Raw genomic sequence first — 17,145 nt, forward strand, 5'->3', positions numbered from 1 at the left:
CCGGTCTCGCGGTCGTCAGCCCCTGCCGCTGGCGCGGAACGCGACCCAGGCGTCGCTCATCCGGTCGGCCTGGCCCGGGGTGAACATGTTCATGCAGGAGTCCTGCGTGTAGTCCATGAAGTTGTGGATCGGGTCCAGCCCCGGCGCGGTGCACGTGTCCGCGCCGATCGGGCAGTTGAACTGCGGCGCCGCCTCACGCGGCGTGTCCGCCACGAAGTCGCCGGACGCCGAGCAGCCGTGCGCGAACGTGTGCTCCAGCATCAGCCAGTGCCCGACCTCGTGGGTGAGCGTGTCGCCGAGCGCGTACTTGCCGGCCGTGCCGCCCGGCATCGACTCGTCCAGCATCACCACGCCGTCGATGTAGTCGCGGCCGTTGTTGTAGCCCTTCGGGAAGTACGCCCAGCCGAGCAGCCCGCCACCGATGTTCGCCGCGTAGACGTTCAGGGTGCGGGAGTCGCCGGTGTAGAGCGCCTTCTTCATGTCCCGCTCGTTCTTGCCCGGCACCACCGTGTACCAGGTGCTGTTCACGGTCCAGGTGGTGTCCACGAGCGAGAAGCGGAACGGCGTGTCCGAGGCGTCGGCCGCCGTACGACCCGCGAACGAGTCGTTGAGCACCGTCATCTGCGCCGAGATGAGCGTGTTCCAGCGGGCCTTCTCAGCCGCGCTCAACTCGTGGTCGGAGATCATGTGGAAGACCGTCGGCACTGTGACGCTGCCGTTGGCCAGACGCGGCGAGTCCTTGATGACGCCGTACGCCTTGGCCTCGTTGGTCGAGTAGAGCTCGGGCTCCTTGGCGGTGGCGCCCTCGCGTACCCGGGCGGCGCTGTGGCTGTCGGCACCCGGCTCGCACTCGGCGACCATCGGGGAGGCGGCCACGGGTGCGGGCGTGGCGGAGGCCCCTCCGGCGGTCAGGAAGGTGGCGGCGGCAGCGACGAGCACTGCCAGGTGGATCGTCGGTTTCCTGTGCATCGTTGCACCTTTCGGAAGGCATGAAAGGAGTACCGACGCGGGGTTGTCAAAGCTGCGGGTCGATGACGTCGTCGTCCCGACATAAGACCACGTCAATGGGCATCGGCAACAGTCCCCGGTGGGTCCGTCGACGTCGCGGCGTTGGCGATCACCCGCGCGACGCACTCGTAGTCGCGCACCAACGGCCCGACCAGCTTGGGGTCCGGCTCGAACGCGGCGACCAGTCCTCGTACCAGATCCCTGAACCGGTCGTCCGGGCCGAGCCGCCGTCCCCGGCGCGCGACGCTGTGCCAGCGGCGCAGGCCGACGTCGGCGAGCCGTTCGTGGCACTCCGGGTCGGCGGCGATCGGGCAGCCGTCCGCCTGCAGCGCGGCGAGTCCTCGCAGGATCGCCTCCCGCGTCGGGTCAGTCATGCAGGTAGCGGGCGCGGCGGCCGAAGTCGCGGAAGCCGAGCCGCCGGTACAACTCGGCCGCCGGGTTGTCGTCGTTGACGCAGAGCCACGCGGCGTCCGCGCCCGCGTCGGCGAGGCCGCCCAGCACGCGCGCCACCAGGTACGCGCCGATCCGCCGCCCGCGCCAGCCCGGCACGACGCCGACCTGGTCGATCCAGTTGTCGAGCACCGTGACGAAGCCGGCCGCCTCCCCGTCCGGGCCGCGCGCGAGCAGCGTCAACTCCGGGCGGAAGTCCTCGTCGTCGCGCAGGTCGCCCAGCCACTCGTCGGCGTCCGGCTCCACGAAGCCGGGCCGGTCGGCGAACGACGCGCGGTAGGTGGCGAACAGCTCCGGCCCCAGCGTGGCGGGCTCTACCGTGACGCCGTCCGGCGCGGCGACCTCGGGCAGCGCGTCGAGGTCGTGCCGCAGCACCCACTCCAGAAACGTCCGCGTGTAGCCGCGTTCGGTGAACAACTCCTCCGCGTCCGCGTTCCACGTCTCCGTGGTGACGAGCAGTCCCCCGTCGCCGGCGTACTTCTCGGCCCAGTCCAGCAGCGCGCCGCCGAGCCCACGCCCGCGCCACGCCGGGTGCACCAGCCCGGTGGCAGTGGCCGGCGTCCGCCCGGCGCCGACCCCGACGGCCGCAACCAGCTCGCCGCCGCACCACGCGCCGTGAGTACGCGTCTGAAGCAGCCGTGCCCGCACCAACGGGGTACGCCCGAACAGCGGTAACCCGCCGTCAGTGGCGAGGCACGCCTGCGCCAGTCCGGTCAACGCGGGTAGGTCGTCCTCGCCGAACTCCCGCCACACCACCGCACCCGTCCCGCCCACGCCCACTCCCGCCCTCACGCCCCGCGCGGCCCAGCACTCCGACGCAGTAGGCCAAACCCCGTCCCCACGGTCAACCCGTTTCCCTGCCCCCCGGCCCGCCTTGCCCGCCTCAGCGATCTTGGAGTTGTGGCGCCTCGGATGCCGGGTTCACGGCTTATGCAAGGCACCACAACTCCAAGATCGACGCGCCGCACCCCGACAGGGAGCACCAGCCGCCCCCGCACCACTCCCCCGCCACGTTGATCTTGCAGTTGCTGCCCGGACAAGAGTCGTAAAACCGACGCGAGCAGGGCCGCAACTGCAAGATCGACGGCGAGAGAGCGGGCGAGCGGGGCAGGGCGGGGGCGGGGTTAGGGGGTTCGGGGGGCGTGGATCAGGACTGTGGCTCGGGCGGAGAGGGGGGCCAGGAGCCACTTCAAGGGCTGTTCGTCCTCGGCCGGGTTCACCGTGAGGCGGTCGCCCGGGTGCAGGTTGAGCTGGGTGGCGACCTCGGCGGCCAGCCGGCGCCACGCGCCGAAGCTGGTGCCGTCCGGCGTGGCCGGGCCGGACGGGTCGACGGCCGTGTAGTCCGGCGGGTCGGCGGGGTGCCGCAGCACCTCGGCGGACCAGTCCAGCCAGCCCGGCGGCACCTCGGCCAGCGGCCCTGGGCGGGTGCCCACCAGGTATCGGTGCGTCCCCTCGGGCACGTCCTCCAGCCAGTCGTCCAGGCGTTCCGGCGTCACGAACACGGCGTCGTACGGTCGGTCCGCGCCCGGTTCCAGCACCGGCAGCCCGGCCAGCGCGCGGGGACGGAACGAGACCGTCAACCCGACCGACCAGGCGCCGAGCAGCACCGCCGCGGTACGCCAGTGCGGCGGCAGCAGCACCGCCACCCGTTCACCGGGGCGCAGCCCGCACCCGTCGCGCAGCAGTCCGGCGCTGCGGGCCGTCCACTCGCCCAGTTGCGGCCCGGTCAGCTCGGTGCGCTCACCTGTGGCGTCGTCGAGGTAGGTCAGCAGCGGCTCGTCGGTCGCGACGGCGGCGGGTGCGCGGGTGGCCATCGGATGTGCTCCTCCCTGGCGGTCAGCTCACCCTAGCCGGGTGAACCGGTCGACCAGGAGCGCCAACCGCCGCTCGTGTTCCGCCCGTCGCAGACGGCCGTCGCGCATGAGGGTGACCTGGCCGTGCAGTCCGCTCCAGAACGTCTCGGTGAACGTTTCGAGGTCGTCGTCACCGGTGAACGGGCGCAGCGTCTCGGCCAGTTCGGCGAAGGCCCGGACCAGCTCGACCGGGGTGTCCTGGCTGGCGAAGGAGAGGGCCACGGGAAGGGTGAAGATCGCGTCGTAGAGCGCGGGCCGGCGTTCGGCGAACGCGGCGTACGCCGTGGCGATGCCGGCCACCGCGGCGCGCGGGTCGGTCGCGGCGGCCCGGGCGGCGGCGAGTTCGACTGCCAGTTCGGCGCAGCCCTCCACGGCGACGGCAGCCATGATGGCGTCCTTGCCCTTGAAGTGGCTGTAGAGGACGGGCTGGCTGTACTCGATCTCGGCGGCGAGGCGGCGCGTGGTGACCGCGTCCCAGCCTTCCGACTCGGCCAGGTCGCGGGCGGCGGTGATGATCGCCCGTTCGCGTTCCGCCCGCTCCCGCTCCCGGCGGGCCCGAATCGACATGACGAAACTCTAGCACCGCTAGCCAATCTATCGACGCTCTGCTAGCTTCGCTCTCATCCCTAGCATCGCTAGATTTTGGAGCCGACATGCTCACCCCCATCGCCTACGGGCTCGCCGTCGTCCTCAGCCTGTTCATCGTCCTGATCGGCGCACGCTTCCTCCTGACGCCCCGAGCCGCCGCTGCCGGCTACGGCGTCCCGGCCGCGGAGGGCACGGGAGATCCGGCCTACCTCACTGTGAAAGGGGTGCGTGACCTCACCTACGGCTTGGTCGGCCTCGCCCTGATCGCCTTCACCAGCGCCGACGCCGTCGCCTGGTTCATGCTTGTCGTCGCGCTGGCCCCACTGGGCGACACCGTCATCGTGCTGCGGCACGGCGGCTCCCGGGCGACCGCCTTCGGCATCCACTTCGCCACCGCCGTGGTCGTCCTCGTCAGCGCCGCCCTGCTGTTCGCGCTCTAGCCGGGCCCACCCCCGTCGACTTTGGTCGCGAGCCCGGTCGCCCGACGGCCGTATCGAAGGGCCGGGTGGCTGCGGAACGGTGCGGGCATGACCACCGAACCCCGGCGCCGGCGGCTGGTGCCGGCGATCGCGCTGCTGCTGCTCGCCCCGTGGACCGCCGAGTGTTCCTGGGGCGGCTTCACCCTCACCGGCATGCCGTTCGTCGTGCTGGTGCTCGCCCCGATGTACGGCGGGGCCGCGCTGCTGATCCGCGAGACGGCCCGGCGGCTCGGGCTCGGCTGGCCGGGGATCGCGCTGCTCGCCGCCGCGTTCGGCGTGATCCAGGCCGGTCTGGTCGACCAGTCGTTGTTCAACCCCGGGTTCCTGGACGACACCGAGTTCGCCGACACCCGGGCCGCGGCGGAGGTCACCATGGTGCCCGGCCTCGGGTTCAGCGCGCGGCAGGCGGTCGACTACGTGGGCAACCACGTGGTGCTGACCATCTGCGCGCCGATCGCGCTCGTCGAGTCGTACCTCGGTGCGGGCCGCCGGACGCGTCCCTGGCTGGGCCGGCCGGGGCTGGCCGTGGCGGCGCTGCTCTGGCTCGGCGGCAGCCTGCTGGTGTTCGCCGACGACGGTGGCCGCAAGAACTTCCTGGCCTCGCCGGCCCAGTTGGCGTTCGCCACCGGCGTGGCGCTGGCCCTGGTCACCGCCGCCCTGCTCCGCCACCGGCACGCCGGGCCACCGCCCGTCGCGCCGACGTCCGTCACGCCACCGCCCGCCGGGCCGACGCCCGTCGGCCGACCGCTCGCCGACGCGCCGCAGGCCAGGCCGGCGACCGCGCCGCGGCCGGTCTGGCCCGCGCTCGTCGTGGTGGTGGCCTACCTGGGGGCCACCATCGCCCCGGGCTGGCCGGGAGTCGCGCTCGCCCTCGCGCTCGCCACTGTCGCCGCCGTCCTGCTGACGCGCTGGTCCCGACGACAAGGCTGGGAGCAGCGGCACGTGCTCGCCACCGCGGCGGCCGGCCTGGTCGTCGCGGCCGCGCTCGCGTACACGGTGCCGACCTATGCCCCGGCGAGCCCGGCGGTGGCGCTGGTGGGTGACGTGGCGATCAGCGTGGTCGTGCTGCTGCTGGTCGGCGGCGCGTGGTGGCGGGTCAGCCGGTCGGCAGCTCGGGACCGCCGTCGAGCAGCGGCGCCAGCAGGTCGCCCTGCTTCTCCACCCGCTTGAGCACCTCACCGGCGGTGTACGGCCGCGCCGACGGCCGCTTCCCGGCCGCACCGGCCTCCACCTCGTCCCAGGTCAGCGGCGTCGACACGGCCGGCACCGACTGGGCCCGCAGCGAGTACGGCGCGACTGTCGTCTTCGCCGCGTTGTTCTGACTCCAGTCGATGAAGACCTTGCCGGGACGCAGGTTCTTCGCCATCTTCGACACGACCAGCTTCGGGTGTGCCTTCTCCAGTTCCTGCGCGATCCGCTTGGCGTAGTCGGAGACGAGTTCGGCGTCCTGCGTGCCGGCGATCGGGCAGCAGAGCTGCATGCCCTTCTTCCCCGACGTCTTCGGGAACGAGGAAATCCCGTCGGAAGCCAGCCGGTCGCGCATCAGCACCGCCACCTGGCAGCACTGCTTGAGCGCCGCCGGGGCGCCCGGGTCCAGGTCGACCACCATCATGTCCGGGTGCGCGCCGACCTTCCACTGCGGAGTGTGCAACTCCAGCGCGGCCAGGTTGGCGAGCCACACGAGCGTGGGCAGCTCGTCGCAGACCACGTAGTCGATGGTCTCCCGCCCTTTGCTCGACCCGGGGGCGGGCAGGTTCTCGGTGCGTACCCAGCCGGGGGTCGCGGCGGGCGCGTTCTTCTCGAAGAACGAGCCGCCGTCGACGCCGTTGGGGAACCGGATCCGGGTCAGCGCGCGGTCACGCAGGTGCGGCAGCAGGACGGGGGCGATCCGGGTGTAGTAGTCGATGACCTCGCCCTTGGTGAAGCCGGCCTGCGGGAACAGCACCTTGTCCAGGTTGGACAGCTCCAGCGAGCGCCCCTCGACCTCGACCTTGAGCCGGTCAGCCGGCATCGTCGACCTCCTCGGGCGGCTTGTCCGGGCGCAGGCGCAGGATGCGCGGGAAGCGCAGCCGGCCGTCCGGCGTGCGCTGGCCGTACTTGACCTCCACCACGATCCGGGGACTTACCCAGATCGCGCCGCGGGCATCCTCGCGCGGCACCCCGGCGGCGAACGGCGACGCGGTGGCCCGCAGCGGCTCCAGCTCGCGCAGCAGTTCCCGTTCGATCGCCGCGCCGATCCCGCCGCCGACCCGCCCCCGGTAGATCAGCCGCCCGTCCGGGCCGGGCACGCCGACCAGCAGACCGCCGACGCGGCGCGCGCCGGGCCGCCAGCCGCCGACCACGAAGTCGCCGGTGACCTCCAGCTTGACCTTCACCCAGTCCGGGGAGCGCACGCCGGGCCGGTAGAGCGAGTCGACCCGCTTGGCCACCACCCCCTCCAGCCCGTGCTCGCCGGCCGCCGCGTAGGTGGCCGGGCCGTCGCCGAAGACCGGCGGCACCGCCCACCGGGCCGCGCCGAGCCCGAGCGACTCCAGCGCCGCCCGCCGCTCCCGCCACGGCCGGGCGGTCAGGTCCTCGCCGTCGAGCCGCAACAGGTCGAAGATCATGTACGTGACGGGTACGGTCGCCGCGAGCCGCGCCGCCTTGGCCGGGTTGCGGACGTGCATCCGCTCGGCGAGCGCGGTGAACGAGGGCTGCCCGTCGGTGAAGAGCACCACCTCGCCGTCGAGGAGCGCGTCACCGACCTGCTCGGCCAGGTTGAGCAGTTCCGGGTACGCGGTGGTGATCTCGACGCCGGAGCGGGCGTAGAAGTGCCGGTCGCCGCGCGAGATGTCGGCGAGCGCGCGGACCCCGTCCCACTTGAACTCGTACGCCCAGGCGGCGCCGGCCGGGAGCTGCCCGGTCGTCGCGAGCATCGGCTTCAACGGCGCGCCGGGCACGTTCCGACTGTAGTTGGGTGCCGAAGCGCGTGCGTCCCGTTCGATCATTTGCGATTCTGGTGGTCAACCGGGGAGAGGAGCGCGGGTATGCGGGCGATCTGGAAAGGAGCGGTGTCGTTCGGCCTGGTGTCGATCGGGGTGAAGGTCTACTCGGCCACCGAGGAGAAGGACATCCGTTTCCACCAGGTGCACCGTGAGGACGGCGGCCGGATCCGCTACAAGCGCACCTGCTCGGTCTGCGGCGAGGAGGTCACCTACGACGACATCGCCAAGGGCTACGACATCGGCGGCGGCGAGATGGTCATCCTCACCGACGAGGACTTCGCCGACCTGCCGTTGAGCACCTCGCACGCGATCGACGTGCTGGAGTTCGTACCGGCCGAGCAGGTCGATCCGATTCTCTACAACAAGGCGTACTTCCTGGAGCCGGAGGGCTCGGCCACCAAGCCGTACGTGCTGCTGCGCGACGCGCTGTCCGACTCGGAGCGGGTGGCGATCGTCAAGGTGGCGCTGCGCCAGCGGGAGCAGCTGGCGACGCTGCGGGTCCGCGAGGGTGTGCTGCTGCTCAACACCATGCTGTGGCCGGACGAGATCCGCCGGCCCGACTTCGGGTTCCTCGACGAGGACCTGAAGGTACGCCCGCCGGAGCTGGCGATGGCCAGTTCACTGATCGACTCGATGGCCGGCGAGTTCGAGCCGGACGCCTTCACCGACGACTACCGGGCGGCGTTGCAGGAGGTCATCGACGCGAAGGTCGAGGGCCGCGAGGTGGTGCAGCCGGAGGAGGAAGAGGCCGCGCCGGCCGCCGCGGTGGACCTGATGGCCGCGCTGAAGGCGTCCGTGGAGCGGGCCCGGGCGGCCCGGGGCGAGGCGGCGTCCGGCGGCGGGGCCGAGCCGACGCCGATCTCGTCTGCGCGCTCGGCGAAGAAGGCCGCGAAGAAGGCGCCGGCGAAGAAGGCCGAACCGGCCAAGAAGACGGCGGCCAAGAAGACACCCGCGAAGAAGACCGCCGCGAAGAAGGCCGAACCGGCCAAGAAGACCGCCGCCAAGAAGACGGCGGCGAAGAAGAAGACCGCCTGACGCGTACGGCCGGGGCCCCGCCCTCGGTGGCGGGCGGGGCCGGGCCGCTCAGCCTCGGCCGAGCTTCTCGGTCGGGGTGACCCGGACGATGACGCGTTCCTCGCCGGGGCGCCGCCACGGGTACGTGTCCTGGCCGAGGTACTTCTTCGCCATCCGGTCGATGTGCTCGTCGGCGCCCTCGGTGACGAACTCGACGGTGCCCTTGATCCAGAGCGTGCGGAAGTCGTCGGCCTTGTCCGCCACCGACACCGCGACCACCGGGTTGCGCGACATGTTCAGGTACTTCTGCCGGCCCTTGGCCGTGTTGAACACGATGTGCTCACCGTCGGTGTCCACCCAGACCGGGGTGACGTGCGGGGTGCCGTCGGACTCGACGGTGGCCACGTGCGCGAGCTGCGGCTCGGCGAGCAGGGCCACGTCTTCTTCGCTGAGGATCGCCATGGCCGAAACGTACCCTGTGCGGTGCCCCCGTATCGGGCTCTGTGTCCTGATCGGTGCGGGCGTATGGGCACGCTGGGGCTCCGGGCGGGTACCGTGTGCGCTGGCCTCGGCGGCGGCCCGCCGGGGGCGCACCCACCCACCCTGCAGGGAGTCGACGTGAGCGAGCGTGTGGAGAACCGGTCGGCGGGCCAGGCCCCGGCCACCAAGGCACAGCGGCGGCTGGCCGCCCAGCTGGCCGAGAAGAAGGCAGCCGAGGCGCGTCGCCGCCGGCAGTCGATGCTCGGCGCGGCGGCCGGCGTGCTCGCCGTGGTGGCCCTGGTCGGTGGCCTGGTCTGGCTGAACAGCGGTGACGACGACAAGGCGGCCACCGCCGGCTCCTCGGCCAGCCCCACCGCCCCGGCCGAGCCCGCCGCGCCCGCCCAGGAGCTGCCCGCCGGCATCGACCCGGCGCTGAAGACCAAGCCGACAGTGCAGGCCGGCACCGGCGAGCTGACGAAGCTCACCGTCACCACGCTGGTGAAGGGCACCGGGCCGGCGGTGAAGGCCGGGCAGAACATCACCACGAACTACGTGGGCGTGTTCTACAAGGACGGCAAGCAGTTCGACGCGTCCTGGGACAGCGGCCAGCCGGCCACCTTCCAGATCGGCGTGGGCCAGGTCATCAAGGGCTGGGACCAGGGCCTGGTCGGCGTGCCGGTGGGCAGCCGGGTGCAGCTGGACCTGCCGGCCGATCTGGCGTACGGCAACGACGCCTCGGGCGGCCGCCCGACCGGCCCGCTGCGCTTCGTCGTCGACGTGCTGGCTGCGCAGTAGCTCACTCCAGGCTTCCGCCCGGTCACCCTGCGGCAGTAGGTTCATGGTCACCGCGGGCGGCACGTCCGCCCGCGGTGATCTGCTCACCGACGCGGAGGTGCACGTGGCGGCGCTGGACGGGGCCGGGGCGACCCGGCAGATGTGGACGCTGTACGAGCCGGTCCACGCGGTGACCTACTTCCACCCGCGGGCCCGCTCCGCGTTCGAGGCGGTCGGGTTGCGCGGCTACTGGCGCGGCTACTTCGCGGGGCGCGCCGCGCCGCTCGGCGCGGTCGACGCGCCCGCCGTGACTGCGGCGTTCTTCAGCTTCGCGCCGGCCATGGTGGCCCGCGCGCTGCCGTCGGTGTGGCGCCTGGCCACCCCGGAGGAGGCGCTGCGGGCCCGGCTCACCGGCGGTGTGCAGGCGCTCGCCGAGTTCACCTACGAGCTGCCCGAGTCGCATCTGGTCGAGGCCGCCGACCTGCTGGAGGAGGCGGCCGGGCGGGTGGACGTCGCCGGGCGGGTGCTCGGCGCGGTGAATGCCGCGCTGCCCCGGGGCGAGTACCCGCTGGCCCGGCTCTGGCAGGCCGCCACCACGCTGCGCGAGCACCGCGGCGACGGGCATGTGGCAGCGCTGGTGACGACCGGGCTGGAACCGGTCGAGGTGGTGGCCTGGCGGTGCCGGGTCGACCAGTCCCGCGAGTTCCACCAGCCGGCCCGGGGCTGGACCGACGAGCAGTGGACCACGGCCGAGGAGCGGCTGGTGGAGAAGGGCTGGCTGACCGCCGACCGGACCGCCACCCCGTACGCCACCGAGACGTTCCGCGCGGTCGAGGAGGCCACCGACCGGGCCGCTTCGGGGCCGTGGCGGGCGCTGGGCGCGGACCGTACCGCCCGGCTGCGGGAGCTGCTGGAACCGATCGCGACGCGCTGCCGCACGATCATCCCGGCCAAGGCGCCGATCGGCCTGCCGGCGCAGCGGTCGGCCGGAGCCGCGCTGCCCCGGTGAGCCGGGCCGCCGGCTGGGGCAGGATGGCGGCATGGTGGACGCGGTGCTTTTCGACCTGGACGGCGTGATCGTGGACTCCGAGCCGGTCTGGGAGGAGGTCCGGCGCGCGTACGTGGCCGAGCACGGCGGCACCTGGCAACCGGACACGCAGCGCCGGCTGATGGGCATGAGCACCGGCGAGTGGGCCGCCTACCTCAGCGGTGAGCTGGGCGTGAACAGGTCGGCCAAGCAGGTCGCCACCGAGGTGGTGACCGAGATGGCCCGGCGGTACGCGCAGCGCGTACCCGTGATCGACGGGGCGGCGGAGGTCGTGCGCCGGATGGCCGCGCGGTGGCCGCTTGGGCTGGCCAGCTCCTCCCCGACCCGGTTGATCGCCGCGGCGCTGGACGCGACGGGCCTGGCCGGCTCGTTCGGGGCGACGCTGTCGACGGAGGAGACCGCACGGGGCAAGCCGGCGCCGGACGTCTGGCTGGCAGTGGCCGGGCGGCTGGGTGTCGATCCGGCCCGCTGCGTGGCGGTGGAGGACTCGTCGAACGGGGTGCGTTCGGCGGCTGCCGCCGGGTGCCGGGTGGTGGCGGTGCCGCACGGGTCGTACCCGCTCGATCCGGACGCCGAGGCGCTCGCGGCCGTGCTGCTCCCCTCGATCGGCGCGCTCACTCCCGCTGTGGTCGAGGGGTGTTAACAAGGGGCCCTTCCTCTACCTGAGGCGTTAAGAGGGGGCCCTTCCTTGAATGATCGGCGAGCGGCGGGGTAGCGCACGTGGGAATGGGAGGGTGGATGAAGGCGATCGTGTACGAGCGCACCGGGGACGCCTCGGTGCTCCAGGTGGTCGAGCGGCCCGTGCCGGAGCCCGGCCCCGGCGAGTTGCTGGTGCGGATGGCCGTGTCGGGGGTGAACCCGACCGACTGGAAGGCCCGGCAGGCGTGGCCGCTCCCGGCCGGCTGGCAGATCCCGCACCAGGACGGCGCCGGGGTGGTCGAGGCGGTCGGTGAGGGCGTGGACCGGACGCTGATCGGCGAGCGGGTCTGGGTGTGGGAGGCGGCGTGGCAGCGGCCGTGGGGCACCGCGGCGGAGTACACACTGGTTCCGGTCCGGCACGCGGTGCCGCTCGGTCCGGCGTCGTTCGACCTGGGTGCGGCGCTCGGCATCCCGTTCATGACCGCCCACCGGTGCCTGACCGCTGGTGAGTACATGCCGGACAAGCTGCACGCGGGCGCGCTGAGCGATCACGTGGTGCTGGTGCAGGGCGGCGCGGGCGCGGTGGGCAACGCGGCGATCCAGCTCGCGAGCTGGGCCGACGCGTGCGTCATCACCACTGTGAGCAGCCCGGAGAAGGCGCAGCTCGCGGCGGCGGCCGGGGCCGACTTCGTGATCAACTATCGCGAGCAGGACGTGGTCGAGGAGGTCCGCAAGGTCGCGCCCGACGGGGTCCACACGATCGTCGAGGTCTCCGCCGCCCGCAACGCCGCCGCGGACGTGCGGATGCTGCGCACCGGCGGGGCGGTCTGCGTGTACGCCGACGACGGCGGCGACGAGGTCACGTTGCCGATCCGGCCGCTGATGGGTCCGAACGCGCGCTGGCAGTTCGTGCTGATCTACACCGCGCCGAAGGTCGCCAAGGCGCAGGCGGTCACCGACATCGCGGCGGCGGTGGCGCAGGGCGCGATCCGGGTCGGTGAGGAGGCCGGGCTGCCGCTGCACCGGTATCCGCTGGCGGAGGCAGCCGCCGCGCAGCAGGCGGTGCAGGACAGCGTGGTGGGCAAGGTGCTGGTCACCACAGCGGACGAGTAGGCGACCGGATTTCCCCGACAGCCGGACAGACGCGAACAAGTTTCGCAACAATGACGGTGCGGGTCAGCCCGTAACGGACGGGCGGCCCCGGCGCGGTGCGAACGCCGGGGCCGCCCTCTGGGAGGAATGCCCGTTGGAAACGTGTTCCTGCCCGTGTAGGCGACGGTACGCCCCGAAACGTTACGACGCGGTCAGTTCCCGCACGTCGAGCCCGCCGTCGGCGTACCGCGAGCGCACCACCTTCTTGTCGAACTTGCCGACGCTGGTCTTCGGCACGGCGTCGATGAATGCCCAGCGTTCCGGCAACTGCCAGCGGGCCACCGAGCCGGCCAGGAAGTCCCGCAGTTCTTCGGCGGTCACCGAGGCGCCCTCGCGGACCACCACAGTGGCCAGCGGACGCTCGTCCCAGCGCTCGTCCGGTACGCCCACCACGCACGCCTCCAGCACCGCCGGGTGCGCCATCAGGGCGTTCTCCAGCTCGACCGAGGAGATCCACTCCCCGCCCGACTTGATCACGTCCTTGGCGCGGTCGGTGAGCGTGATGTACCCGTCCGGCGAGAGCGTGCCGACGTCACCGGTGCGCAGCCAGCCGTCCCGGAACTTCTCCTCCTCCGGCACGTCGTCGCCGATGTAGCGGGCCGTCACCCACGGCCCGCGTACCTCCAGCTCGCCCACCGACGCCCCGTCGGCGGGCAGCGGCTCGCCGGCCGGGCCGACGATCCGCGCGGTAACTCCCGCCGGAACGCGGCCCTGGGTGTAGCGGTAGCGCCAGGCGTCGTCGCCGGTCGCGCCCGCCGGCGCCCGGGACACCGAGCCCAGCGGCGACATCTCGGTCATGCCCCAGGCATGGATGACGTCGATGCCGTAACGGTCGTGGAAAGCGTGCATCAGCGCCGGCGGGCAGGCCGACCCGCCGACGATGACCTCCTTCAGCGAGGAGAGGTCCACCTCGTGCGCGTCCAGGTAGGCCAGCAGGTCGGTCCAGATGGTCGGCACCGCGCCCGCCAGCGTGGGGCGCTCGGCGGCGATCATCGCGGCGATCGGCTCGGCCTGGAGGAACCGGTCCGGCATGATCAGCGAGGCGCCGGAGAGGAAGGCCGCGTACGGCAGGCCCCAGGACATCGCGTGGAACATCGGCACGATCGCCAGCTCCCGGTCGTTCGGGCCGAGGCCGAAGCCCTCCGGCATGCAGACCTGGAGCGAGTGCAGGTAGATCGAGCGGTGCGAGTAGGCGACACCCTTGGGGTGGCCGGTGGTGCCCGAGGTGTAGCAGAGCGCGGCCGCGTCCCGCTCGTCCACCTCCGGCCAGTCGTAGTGCTCCGGGCGGTCGGCCAGCAGCGCGTCCCAGTGGTGCACGGTGATCCGGTCACCGGCGGCGGCCAGCAGCGGGGCCGGGTCGCCGCCGCCGACCACCACCACGTGCGCCACGCCTGTCATCTCGCCGATCACCCGGGCGAGCAGCGGGATGAGCGTGGTGTCGACGAGCACCACTCGGTCCTCGGCGTGGTTGGCGATGTAGGCGACCTGGTCGGGGAAGAGCCGAATGTTGAGCGTGTGCAGCACCGCGCCCATGCTCGGCACGGCGAAGTAGGCCACCAGGTGCTCGTTGTTGTTCCACATGAACGTCGCGACCCGCTCGTCGCCGGTCACGCCGCACTCCTCGCGCAGCGCGTGGGCCAGCCGGGCGGCGCAGCGGCCCACCTCCGCGTACGTCATCCGGCGGGGCTCGGCGCCGGTCCAGGTGACCACCTCGGCCGTGCCGTGCACGGTGGCGCCGTGTTCGAGGATCCGGGCGACCTGAAGGGGGGCGTCCATCATCGTGCTACGCATGGGTAACAAAGTAGTGGCGGCGGTCACATCTACGGAACCCCCCGGAACCACCGAGGTGATCGCAGATGATGCGTAGATTGTCCGGGTGAGCATCTCGTGGGCCGACTCGTACGTGGGGCAACTCCGCGCCCTGGCCGGTGACCGCACCCTGATGTTCGTCGGCGCCCGCGCCGTGGTGCGCGACAACGCCGCCCGGGTGCTGCTGATCCAGCGCTCCGACAACGGCCAGTGGGCACTGCCGGCCGGCGCCATGGAGCTCGGCGAGTCGATCGCCGACTGCGCGGTCCGGGAGGTGCGGGAGGAGACCGGCCTGCGGGCGCTGCGGGTCAGCGCGTTCGCGCTCTACACCGGCCCGGACCGCACCCACACCAACATGTACGGGCACACGTACCAGGTCTTCACCGCCGCGTTCCGGGTCGACGAGTGGGACGGCGAGCTGGACCGGTTCACCGACGAGACCACCGACGCCGGTTTCTTCCGCCCGGCGGACTTCCCGCACCCGCTCTCGTCGAGCGTCCACGAGACGCTCGCCGACCTGGACGTGTTCGAGCAGACCAACCGGCTGATCCTCAAGTAGCCGCCGGTCACAGCATCGTCTGCGACTTCGCCTCCATGTCGGCGGCGGCCTCCTCCTTCGACTCCTTGGTGAGCGGCTTGCCACCGGGAGCGGGGGCCTTGCCGCCGATCGGGTCGGCGCCGCCGGTGGCGCCCTGCGGACCGGTGCCGCGCAGCTGGTGGTTCGGCATCGCCAGCGTCACCAGCACCGCGACGATCGCGATCAGTCCGGTGGTCAGGAAGACCAGGTGCAGCGACTCGACGAACGCGGCCTGCACGGCGGCGCGTACCGGGGCGGGCAGGGCCTGGATGGCCGCCGGGTCGTTGATCGAGAAGTTCCCGCCGGCCGACACCGCTGCCCGCTGCTCGGGCGGAAGCTGCGCGAGCGCGCCCGGCAGCCGGCCGGCCAGCTCGGTGGTGAGCCGGGACGACAGCACCGCGCCGAGGATGGCCACGCCGAAGGAGCCGCCGAGCGACCGGAAGAACGTGGCCGAGGAGGTGCCGGCGCCCAGGTCGCGCACGCTCACCGCGTTCTGCACGGCGAGGATCAGCGACTGCATGCACAGGCCCAGCCCGACACCGATCACCACCATGTAGCCGAACGCGGCCCACAGCGTGGTGGCCACCTGGAGCTGCTGGAACAGCAGCATGCCGACCACCAGCACGGCCGCGCCCGCCACCGGGAACCACTTGTACCTGCCGATCCGGCTCATCGCCCGGCCGGTGACGATCGAGGTGATGATGACGCCGGCCATCATCGGCAGCATCAGCAGACCGCTGCGGGTCGGCGAGGCGCCCTTGACGATCTGGAGGTAGAGCGGGATGAAGATGATCGACCCGAACATCACCAGACCGAGGACGAAGCCCGCCGCGTTTGCGAGCGCGAACGTGGCGCTGCGGAACAGCCGCAGCGGCAGGATCGGCTCCTTGGTCCGCGCCTCCTGGACGACGAACAGCACGCCCAGCACCGCGCCCGCGGCGAACAGGCCGACGATCACGCCGGAACCCCAGGCGTACTCCGCGCCGCCCCAGCTCAGCGCCAGCAGCAGGCAGCTCACGCCGGCGACCAGCAGCGCCGCGCCGATCCAGTCGACAGTGTGCTCCCGCCGCTCGAACGGCACCAGCCGCATCACGTGCCAGCAGACCACGATGGCGAGGATCGCCAGCGGCACGTTGATGTAGAAGATCCACCGCCAGTTGGTCTCCGCGAAGTAACCGCCGACGAGCGGCCCGGCCACCGAGGACACACCGAACACCGCGCCGAACAACCCCTGGTAGCGACCGCGCTCCCGGGGCGAGACCACGTCCGAGATGATGGTGAACGCCAGCGTCATCAGGCCACCGGCCCCGAGACCCTGCACGCCGCGCGTGACGATCAGCTGGGTCATGTTCTGCGACAGCCCGGCCAGCAACGAGCCGAGCAGGAACATGCCGATCGAGAACAGGAAGACCGGCCGGCGTCCGTACAGGTCGGCCATCTTGCCGTACAGCGGCGTCGAGGCGGTCGAGGCCAGCAGGTACGCGGTGACCACCCACGAGTAATGGTTGATGCCGCCCAACTCGCCCACGATCGTCGGCAGGGCGGTGCCCACGATGGTCTGATCGAGCGCCGCCAGCAGCATCCCGGTCATCAGACCGAACATCAGCAGGCGGATCTGGCGGGCGGGCAGCGCGGGCGGGGCGGTCTGGGCGGTCATCCCGCTCTCTATCCCACCGGGGGCGGATCATGCCCCCGGTGGGCGTACGAGTTTTCAGCCGGCGGTGTGCCGCCCCTCGGCGAACTCCTCCACGATCTTGGCGCAGAACGCCGGCAGGTCGTCCGGCTTGCGGCTGCTGACCAGCCCGTTGTCGGTGACGACCTCCTTGTCGACCCAGTTCGCGCCGGCGTTCGTGAGGTCGGTGCGCAGGCTCGGCCAGGAGGTGATCGTGCGGCCCCGCACCACGTCCGCCTCGACGAGCGTCCACGGGCCGTGGCAGATCACCCCGACCGGCTTGCCGGCGTCGAAGAACGACTTCACGAACCGGACCGCGTCCGGGTCCGCCCGCAGGAAGTCCGGGTTCGCCACGCCGCCGGGCAGCACCAGCCCGTCGTACGCCCCGGCGTCCGCCTCCTTGACGGTGACGTCGACCTGGTACTGCTTGCCGTGGTCCAGGTGGTTGAAGGCCTGGATCGAGCCGGAGTCGAGGGAGACCAGCTCGACCTGCGCGCCGGCGTTCTCCACCGCCTCCCGGGGCTGGGTGTACTCGACCTCCTCGACGCCGTCGGCGGCCAGGAAGGCGATGCGCTTGCCCTGAAGTGTCGCTGCCATGCTCTTCTCTCCTCTCCGGGG

Annotated in this window: 19 protein-coding genes; 8 read left to right on the forward strand and 11 right to left on the reverse strand. The window is 72.2% G+C overall.

Annotated features, from left to right (window positions below; all coding sequences use genetic code 11):
- Positions 1–15: 15 nt before the first annotated feature.
- The 5 genes from ACSDG8_RS14910 to ACSDG8_RS14930 form a co-directional block, all read right to left on the reverse strand.
- The gene (locus ACSDG8_RS14910; RefSeq protein ID WP_439427974.1) at positions 16–969 is read right to left on the reverse strand and encodes a zinc metalloprotease; all 954 of its coding nucleotides are present in this window, start codon (positions 967–969) and stop codon (positions 16–18) included.
- 92 nt (positions 970–1,061) lie between these two features.
- On the reverse strand, positions 1,062–1,382 hold the full coding sequence (locus tag ACSDG8_RS14915; protein ID WP_439427975.1) for a hypothetical protein: 321 nt from the start codon (positions 1,380–1,382) through the stop codon (positions 1,062–1,064).
- Positions 1,375–2,232, reverse strand: a complete 858-nt coding sequence (locus ACSDG8_RS14920) for a GNAT family N-acetyltransferase (RefSeq protein ID WP_439427976.1) — start codon at positions 2,230–2,232, stop codon at positions 1,375–1,377. The genes ACSDG8_RS14915 and ACSDG8_RS14920 overlap by 8 nt, the downstream gene beginning before the upstream one ends.
- Before the next feature lie 350 nt (positions 2,233–2,582).
- A complete protein-coding gene (locus ACSDG8_RS14925) occupies positions 2,583–3,272 on the reverse strand; it encodes a TIGR03089 family protein (RefSeq protein ID WP_439427977.1) in 690 nt (229 codons plus the stop codon).
- A gap of 27 nt (positions 3,273–3,299) precedes the next feature.
- Positions 3,300–3,878 (reverse strand): TetR/AcrR family transcriptional regulator, encoded by a 579-nt coding sequence (locus ACSDG8_RS14930; protein WP_439427978.1) that lies wholly within the window; start codon positions 3,876–3,878, stop codon positions 3,300–3,302.
- 86 nt (positions 3,879–3,964) lie between these two features.
- Between ACSDG8_RS14930 and ACSDG8_RS14935 the strand changes: the two genes are divergently transcribed.
- Positions 3,965–4,339 carry a DUF4267 domain-containing protein gene (locus ACSDG8_RS14935; protein WP_210892886.1) on the forward strand — a complete coding sequence of 125 codons (375 nt, stop codon included), beginning with the start codon at positions 3,965–3,967 and terminating at the stop codon, positions 4,337–4,339.
- Between the two features lie 87 nt (positions 4,340–4,426).
- Positions 4,427–5,548: a hypothetical protein gene (locus ACSDG8_RS14940; RefSeq protein ID WP_439427979.1), complete on the forward strand. Its 1,122-nt coding sequence runs from the start codon at positions 4,427–4,429 to the stop codon at positions 5,546–5,548.
- Here the strand turns inward: ACSDG8_RS14940 and ligD (ACSDG8_RS14945) are convergent.
- A complete protein-coding gene (gene ligD / locus ACSDG8_RS14945) occupies positions 5,475–6,389 on the reverse strand; it encodes a non-homologous end-joining DNA ligase (RefSeq protein WP_439427980.1) in 915 nt (304 codons plus the stop codon). The genes ACSDG8_RS14940 and ligD (ACSDG8_RS14945) overlap by 74 nt on opposite strands.
- Positions 6,379–7,317 (reverse strand): non-homologous end-joining DNA ligase, encoded by a 939-nt coding sequence (gene ligD / locus ACSDG8_RS14950; RefSeq protein WP_439427981.1) that lies wholly within the window; start codon positions 7,315–7,317, stop codon positions 6,379–6,381. The genes ligD (ACSDG8_RS14945) and ligD (ACSDG8_RS14950) overlap by 11 nt, the downstream gene beginning before the upstream one ends.
- An 87-nt stretch (positions 7,318–7,404) precedes the next feature.
- Between ligD (ACSDG8_RS14950) and ACSDG8_RS14955 the strand changes: the two genes are divergently transcribed.
- Positions 7,405–8,397 carry a Ku protein gene (locus ACSDG8_RS14955; protein ID WP_439427982.1) on the forward strand — a complete coding sequence of 331 codons (993 nt, stop codon included), beginning with the start codon at positions 7,405–7,407 and terminating at the stop codon, positions 8,395–8,397.
- 48 nt (positions 8,398–8,445) lie between these two features.
- Here ACSDG8_RS14955 and ACSDG8_RS14960 read toward each other — a convergent pair whose 3' ends face one another.
- Complete coding sequence (locus tag ACSDG8_RS14960) at positions 8,446–8,838, reverse strand: PPOX class F420-dependent oxidoreductase (RefSeq protein ID WP_073826123.1); 393 nt, start codon at positions 8,836–8,838, stop codon at positions 8,446–8,448.
- 63 nt (positions 8,839–8,901) lie between these two features.
- On the opposite strand from ACSDG8_RS14960, the gene ACSDG8_RS14965 reads away from it, so the two are divergent.
- From ACSDG8_RS14965 to ACSDG8_RS14980, 4 genes are all read left to right on the forward strand, one after another.
- On the forward strand, positions 8,902–9,651 hold the full coding sequence (locus tag ACSDG8_RS14965; RefSeq protein ID WP_439427983.1) for an FKBP-type peptidyl-prolyl cis-trans isomerase: 750 nt from the start codon (positions 8,902–8,904) through the stop codon (positions 9,649–9,651).
- 139 nt (positions 9,652–9,790) lie between these two features.
- A complete protein-coding gene (locus ACSDG8_RS14970; protein ID WP_439428049.1) occupies positions 9,791–10,639 on the forward strand; it encodes an SCO6745 family protein in 849 nt (282 codons plus the stop codon).
- Between the two features lie 31 nt (positions 10,640–10,670).
- Positions 10,671–11,321: an HAD family hydrolase gene (locus ACSDG8_RS14975; RefSeq protein WP_210942594.1), complete on the forward strand. Its 651-nt coding sequence runs from the start codon at positions 10,671–10,673 to the stop codon at positions 11,319–11,321.
- Positions 11,322–11,416: 95 nt separating this feature from the next.
- Positions 11,417–12,430: an NADPH:quinone reductase gene (locus ACSDG8_RS14980; RefSeq protein WP_210892873.1), complete on the forward strand. Its 1,014-nt coding sequence runs from the start codon at positions 11,417–11,419 to the stop codon at positions 12,428–12,430.
- A gap of 180 nt (positions 12,431–12,610) precedes the next feature.
- On the opposite strand, the gene ACSDG8_RS14985 is transcribed toward ACSDG8_RS14980, so the two are convergent.
- Positions 12,611–14,245: a fatty acid--CoA ligase gene (locus ACSDG8_RS14985; RefSeq protein WP_210942634.1), complete on the reverse strand. Its 1,635-nt coding sequence runs from the start codon at positions 14,243–14,245 to the stop codon at positions 12,611–12,613.
- A gap of 100 nt (positions 14,246–14,345) precedes the next feature.
- Here ACSDG8_RS14985 and ACSDG8_RS14990 point away from each other — a divergent pair, with 100 nt between their 5' ends.
- Positions 14,346–14,837, forward strand: coding sequence for an NUDIX domain-containing protein (locus tag ACSDG8_RS14990; RefSeq protein WP_073826143.1), 492 nt, complete (start codon positions 14,346–14,348; stop codon positions 14,835–14,837).
- A 7-nt stretch (positions 14,838–14,844) separates the two neighbouring features.
- Here the strand turns inward: ACSDG8_RS14990 and ACSDG8_RS14995 are convergent, their stop codons facing one another.
- Positions 14,845–16,512: an MDR family MFS transporter gene (locus tag ACSDG8_RS14995; protein ID WP_210942595.1), complete on the reverse strand. Its 1,668-nt coding sequence runs from the start codon at positions 16,510–16,512 to the stop codon at positions 14,845–14,847.
- Between the two features lie 54 nt (positions 16,513–16,566).
- A complete protein-coding gene (locus tag ACSDG8_RS15000; protein ID WP_210892869.1) occupies positions 16,567–17,124 on the reverse strand; it encodes a type 1 glutamine amidotransferase domain-containing protein in 558 nt (185 codons plus the stop codon).
- Positions 17,125–17,145 lie beyond the last annotated feature (21 nt).

The organism is Micromonospora sp. LA-10, from assembly GCF_051853095.1.
GTDB classification, from domain to species: domain Bacteria; phylum Actinomycetota; class Actinomycetes; order Mycobacteriales; family Micromonosporaceae; genus Micromonospora; species Micromonospora echinospora_A.

Bases quoted from the DNA above. Each gene is read 5' to 3' on its own strand.
- ligD (WP_439427980.1), bottom strand. From the start codon at position 6,389: ATGCCGGCTGACCGGCTCAAGGTCGAGGTCGAGGGGCGCTCGCTGGAG.
- ACSDG8_RS14955 (WP_439427982.1), top strand. From the start codon at position 7,405: ATGCGGGCGATCTGGAAAGGAGCGGTGTCGTTCGGCCTGGTGTCGATC.
- ACSDG8_RS14940 (WP_439427979.1), top strand. From the start codon at position 4,427: ATGACCACCGAACCCCGGCGCCGGCGGCTGGTGCCGGCGATCGCGCTG.
- ACSDG8_RS14995 (WP_210942595.1), bottom strand. From the start codon at position 16,512: ATGACCGCCCAGACCGCCCCGCCCGCGCTGCCCGCCCGCCAGATCCGC.
- ACSDG8_RS14980 (WP_210892873.1), top strand. From the start codon at position 11,417: ATGAAGGCGATCGTGTACGAGCGCACCGGGGACGCCTCGGTGCTCCAG.
- ACSDG8_RS14965 (WP_439427983.1), top strand. From the start codon at position 8,902: ATGGGCACGCTGGGGCTCCGGGCGGGTACCGTGTGCGCTGGCCTCGGC.
- ACSDG8_RS14925 (WP_439427977.1), bottom strand. From the start codon at position 3,272: ATGGCCACCCGCGCACCCGCCGCCGTCGCGACCGACGAGCCGCTGCTG.
- ACSDG8_RS14985 (WP_210942634.1), bottom strand. From the start codon at position 14,245: ATGGACGCCCCCCTTCAGGTCGCCCGGATCCTCGAACACGGCGCCACC.
- ACSDG8_RS14960 (WP_073826123.1), bottom strand. From the start codon at position 8,838: ATGGCGATCCTCAGCGAAGAAGACGTGGCCCTGCTCGCCGAGCCGCAG.
- ACSDG8_RS15000 (WP_210892869.1), bottom strand. From the start codon at position 17,124: ATGGCAGCGACACTTCAGGGCAAGCGCATCGCCTTCCTGGCCGCCGAC.
- ACSDG8_RS14930 (WP_439427978.1), bottom strand. From the start codon at position 3,878: ATGTCGATTCGGGCCCGCCGGGAGCGGGAGCGGGCGGAACGCGAACGG.
- ACSDG8_RS14935 (WP_210892886.1), top strand. From the start codon at position 3,965: ATGCTCACCCCCATCGCCTACGGGCTCGCCGTCGTCCTCAGCCTGTTC.
- ACSDG8_RS14915 (WP_439427975.1), bottom strand. From the start codon at position 1,382: ATGACTGACCCGACGCGGGAGGCGATCCTGCGAGGACTCGCCGCGCTG.
- ACSDG8_RS14970 (WP_439428049.1), top strand. From the start codon at position 9,791: ATGTGGACGCTGTACGAGCCGGTCCACGCGGTGACCTACTTCCACCCG.
- ACSDG8_RS14975 (WP_210942594.1), top strand. From the start codon at position 10,671: ATGGTGGACGCGGTGCTTTTCGACCTGGACGGCGTGATCGTGGACTCC.
- ACSDG8_RS14910 (WP_439427974.1), bottom strand. From the start codon at position 969: ATGCACAGGAAACCGACGATCCACCTGGCAGTGCTCGTCGCTGCCGCC.